Below are 5,116 nucleotides of genomic sequence, written 5' to 3' on the forward strand. Positions count from 1 at the left end.
CGGCGCGGCCGCCGGTGCGGGCGCGGCCGTGGCGGCGGTGGCCGTCCACGCCGGAGTCGATCTGATACCCGCCAGCCGCCAGCGGGCCGGTACGCGGCGCGCGGCCCGGCTGCGCTGGATCGCCTACCTGGTGGTGGGCGCGCTCGCCGCGGCCCTGATCGGTCCGTGGCTGGTGCTGGTCCTCGTCGCCGCGGGTCTGCTGGAAGTCGTTGTCCGCACCGGGATTCCGGGCCGGTCCACCGCATCGGCGGCGCCGCTGCCCCTGGCGCTCGCGCTGCCCGCCCTCGGTGGTCTGGCGGCCGTGAGCTGGGTCGCCGTCAAGGTCGGCGCCCTCTCCTACGGCGGCGGCTTCGTCATCATCCCGCTCATGCAGTCCGACGCGGTCACCCACTACCACTGGATGACCGACGCCCAGTTCCTCAATGCCGTTGCCCTGGGCCAGATCACGCCGGGCCCGGTCGTGCAGACGGTCGCGGTGGTCGGCTACGCCGCCGCGGGCCTCCCCGGCGGCCTGCTCGCCGCCCTCGTGGCCTTCACCCCGTCCTTCCTGTTCGTCATCCTCGGCGGCCCCCGCTTCGACCGGCTCCGCGAAAGTCCCGGAGTCCTGGCCTTTCTCGCGGGTGCGGGCCCGGCCGTCATCGGAGCCATCCTCGGTTCCGCTGTCCCGCTCGCCCTGGCCCTGCAGCACGCGTGGCAGTTCGCCGTCCTCGCCGCGGCCGCCGTCTTCCTCCTGGCCGCGCGGCGTGGCGTGGTCGCCACCCTGCTGGGTGCCGCCGCCATCGGAATCGCCGCCGCCGCGGTGGGTCTCCCGATCTCCTGACCGCAAGGCAAAGGGCCGACGCGGATTCCGCGTCGGCCCTCCTCCCTACCCCGGGCTCTCGTCCCCCAGGCCAGTCACGTTAGTGAAACGCCACCATTTCCGAAGGCCCCCGCTTTCATGGGCGGAGGACCGAGGGGCTGACGCCCCGGGGCGAGGAGCCCGATCACAGGTCCGCGATGGCGGCCAGCGGGGGTGTGCGGGCGGCTCGGATGGCGGGCCACAGGGCGGCCAGCACTCCGACGAAGCCGGAGGCCAGCAGCATCAGGATGATCTGGCCCCACGGGACCGCGATGGTCGCGATACCGAGATCCTTCAGCGTGCTGAGGAATCCGATGCCCAGACCGATGCCGAGGATGACGCCGACCACCGCGCCGAAGATGGCGATCAGCATGGATTCCAGGTAGATGCTGCGGCGGACCTGCGGGCGCTGCATGCCGACCGCGCGGAGCATGCCGATCTCGCGGCGGCGTTCCACCACCGACAGGGCCAGGGTGTTGACGATGCCGAGGATGGCGATCACCACCGCCAGGGCCAGCAGGCCGTAGAGGATGGCCAGCAGGGTGTCGATCTGCTTGCCCTGCGCGCCCTTGAAGTCCTCGCGATCCTGGACCTGCACGATCACGTACTGCTCGGTGGCCTTCTCCAGGTTGGTGCGCATGGCGGGCAGATCCGCGCCGGGCTGGGCCGTGACCAGGACCAGGAAGCTGCTCTGATAGCTGACCGGCACGGTCCGCTCGTACAGCGACATGGAGACGACCAGGTTCTGCAGCAGCTGGGTGTCCTTGTAGACGCCCGCCACGGTGACCGGGAACTTGCGGTAGTCCAGGCTGGTGATGTCGACGGTGTCGCCGAGATGCCAGCCGTGGTCGGCCGCATAGGTTTCCGAGACCATGATGTCGTCGGCGCCGAGCTGGTCGGTGCCCTCGCGCATGGTGTAGTCGAGCACCTTGGTCATCTGGCCCTCGGGCGAGGTGCCCAGCACCTGCTTGCCGTCGACCTTCAGCGCGACCCCGTGGAAGGCCACCACATCCTTGACCTGCGGCACCTGGGCGACGGTGGCGGTGGCGGCGAGCGGGACGCCGATCAGGCCGCCGGGCGGGCCCTGCAGCATATAGTCGGCCTTCACGCCGTGGTCGACCAGTTCGCTGATGCTGGCCTTGGCCGAGGAACCGAGCATGCCGATGGCGGACACCAGCATCAGGCCCAGCGTCAGCGCGAACGCGGTCGCCGCGGTGCGCCGCGGATTGCGAATCGCGTTGTTGCGCGCCATCCGTCCGACCGGGCCGAACGGCCGGGTCAGCACCCCGAGCGCCGACACCACCGGCCGCGACAACGCGGGCGAGGCGAACAGCACCGCGAGAATCAGTGCGGCCGCGCCGATCCCGACCACCGCGGCGGCCGTCCCGCCGGTGCCGCGCGCGCCCAGCGCCACCAGCACCGCACCGGCCACCGCCAGCACCGCGCCGACAATGGTCCGCAGCCGCAACGACTCTCCGTGCGAATTGGACTCCGACCGCATGGCCTCCACCGGCGGCACCTTCGCCGCCCGCCGCGCCGGGGCGTACGCGCTGAGCACCGTCACGACGGTGCCGACCACGATCGCCACCACCACGGTCCGCGGTTCCAGCGACATGGTCCCGGTGGGCAGCCCCAGCTTGAACGCGTTGAGCAGTCCGGACAATCCGAACGCCAGCCCGACGCCGGCGGCCAGACCCAGTGCGCTGCCGATCAATCCGACGATCAGCGACTCCCCCACCACCGATATCGCGATCTGCCGGCGGCTCGCGCCGACCGCCCGCAGCAGCGCCAGCTCCCGCAGTCGCTGCGCGACCAGCATGGAGAAGGTGTTGTAGATGATGAACGTGCCCACCAGCAGCGCGATGGACCCGAACGCCAGCAGGAAGTAGTTGATGAACTTCAACGCGTTGCCCAGCTGCGCCTTGAAGTCCGCACGCACCTCGTCGGCGTTCTGCACCTTGTACTCGGGCAGGGCCGCCTTGATCTCGTCGCGCAGATCGTCGGCTTTCACCCCGGGCCGCGCCGCGACGTCCACCCACGCCACGTGCTTGCCGTCGGTGAACAGCTGCCGCGCCTGCGTGTCCTCGAACAGCAGCTGCACGAAACCACCGGTATTGGAGGAACCGTCGATCTCGTAGATGCCCGACACGGTCACATCGATATTGCCCTTGGACGGCACCAGCACCTGGGTGCGATCACCGACCTTCAAACCGGCCCGATCCGCGCCGCCGTTGTTGATGGAGATCTCACCCGGCTTGGCCGGCGGAACGCCGTCGACATACTTCTCCGGCTCGGCCACCGACTTCTCCGGCGGCAGATACGACTGGCCGAAAGCCGGTGCGCCACCGGTCTGTACGGCGTGGCCGTCCTTCAACAGGACCACGGGCCCATTGACGCTCGGCGCGATGGTCCGGACGCCGTCCAGCTGGGAAATCTTGGTCACCACGTCGTCCGGCACGCCGAGCGACTGCTGCCCCTTGGGCTGCACCCGCACGTCCACGCCCTTGGCCTGATTGGCGAAGATGCCGTCGAAGGTGCTCTGCAGGGTGTCGGTGAAGATGAACGACCCGGAGATGAAGGCGGTGCCGAGCACCACCGACAGCAGGGTCAGCACCAGCCGCACCTTGTGCGCGGCGAGATTGCGCAAGGCGACCTTGCGCATCGGGGAGGCTGCCATCAGAGCTCGTCCTCCCCGGCCGTCGTCTCCAGCGACTTCATCTTGTCCAGAATGGAATCCGCGGTGGGCTCGCGCAGTTCGTCCACGATCTGCCCGTCGGCGAGGAACACCACCCGGTCGGCGTGCGAGGCCGCGCGCGGATCGTGGGTCACGATGACCACGGTCTGCCCGAACTCGTCGACCGCGGCGCGCAGGATGGACAGCACCTCGCCGGAGGAGTGCGAGTCCAGGTTGCCGGTCGGCTCGTCACCGAAGATGATGTCCGGCTTGCCGGCCAGCGCGCGGGCGCAGGCCACGCGCTGCTGCTGGCCGCCGGACAGTTCGGCGGGCCGGTGCGCGAGGCGGTCGTTGAGGCCGAGCCGCTTGGTCACCGTCGAGAGCCACTCCTCGTCGGGCTTGCGGCCCGCGATGTCCAGCGGCAGCGTGATGTTCTCCAGCGCGGTCAGGGTGGGGACCAGGTTGAACGCCTGGAACACGAAGCCGATCCGGTCGCGGCGCAGGTTGGTCATCTGCTTGTCCGAGAGCCGGGTCAGATCGGTGTCACCGATGTGGACCGTGCCCGCGGTGGCCGAGTCGAGCCCGGCCAGGCAGTGCATGAGCGTCGACTTCCCGGAGCCCGACGGGCCCATGATCGCGGTGAACTCCCCCTTCGCGAACTCGGCCGAAACCCCGGCCAGCGCGCGGACCTGTGTATCGCCGGAGCCGTAGATCTTCACAAGGTCGGTCGCGCGAGCCGCGACCGCGTCGGCGCCTGTGTCGAGAGTGACGGATTCCGAGACATTCGAAGTCATGCTGTCCAGTGTGTCTAGCTTCGTGGAGGGATGCCATCCGGGATGTCCCTGATGGCCGTGTCCTCACCAAGTCCACACGAACGACCGGGTCGGGGCCTCAATTGATGGGGGCGGACCGCCACCAGTCCAGCAACACCTCATCCGTGGTGAGGAACCCGGTGCTGTACATGAGGAAGGCGTGCTTGCCGTCCTTGGCGCCCTTGCCCTCCTTGACCGGGAACTCCGTCACCAGCCGCGGGCGCAGCAGGGCGCTGCCGCTGATCTGGTAGTTCGTGAGCTTCCCGCCGTGCGCCTTGGCCTCGGAGCGAGTGTGTCCGGGCAGCGCGGCCAGCGCCTCCTCCAGCTCGGCGGCCGAGGAGTACATGACGAACCGGTACGCCGGGTGGCCGACGCCGCCCGTGCAGTCCCAGGCCACCGACCAGTTGCCCAGGTCCGGATCCCCGGCGCCGGAATCCGGCGGGGGCGCGGAGTGCTGGTAGGTCGTGCAGGCCGCGCCCTGGTAGCCGATGCCGGAATTGGTCTCGGCCGACGGGTCGGCGGGCGGCAGCATCTGCGGGAAGCGCTGGCTGAGCAGCTGCGCGTCCGCGCCCACGTGCTCGGGGACGCCGGCGGGCTCGGTCGCCTCGGTCGGCGCGGGCTCCTCCTCGATGCCGGGCGCGGGCGCGGCGGTGGTGGTCGCGGGGGTGTTCGAGGTCGCCTCCCGGTCGAGCACGGCCAGGCAGCCCGCGATGGCCACCAGCGGCAGCACCACGACGGCGGCCGCGCCGAGCAGGCAACCTGGCCGTGCTCGACCGGGAGGCGACCTCGAAC

3 protein-coding genes and 1 pseudogene are annotated in these 5,116 nt (G+C 70.3%); 1 reads left to right on the top strand and 3 read right to left on the bottom strand.

Translation table 11 applies throughout. The features are described from left to right. Nucleotides 1–820, top strand: an 820-nt coding sequence (locus ACWELJ_RS33185) for a chromate transporter (RefSeq protein ID WP_452370024.1), incomplete at its 5' end; no start/stop codon positions are given. 163 nt (nucleotides 821–983) lie between these two features. Here ACWELJ_RS33185 and ACWELJ_RS33190 read toward each other — a convergent pair. The 3 genes and pseudogenes from ACWELJ_RS33190 to ACWELJ_RS33200 form a co-directional block, all read right to left on the bottom strand. Then, nucleotides 984–3,515 (bottom strand): ABC transporter permease, encoded by a 2,532-nt coding sequence (locus tag ACWELJ_RS33190; RefSeq protein ID WP_452370025.1) that lies wholly within the window; start codon nucleotides 3,513–3,515, stop codon nucleotides 984–986. Beyond that, complete coding sequence (locus ACWELJ_RS33195; RefSeq protein WP_452370026.1) at nucleotides 3,515–4,306, bottom strand: ABC transporter ATP-binding protein; 792 nt, start codon at nucleotides 4,304–4,306, stop codon at nucleotides 3,515–3,517. The genes ACWELJ_RS33190 and ACWELJ_RS33195 overlap by 1 nt, the downstream gene beginning before the upstream one ends. 97 nt (nucleotides 4,307–4,403) lie before the next feature. Beyond that, nucleotides 4,404–5,116: pseudogene (locus ACWELJ_RS33200) on the bottom strand (hypothetical protein); the annotation flags it as partial.

Source organism: Nocardia sp. NPDC004582, assembly GCF_053602115.1.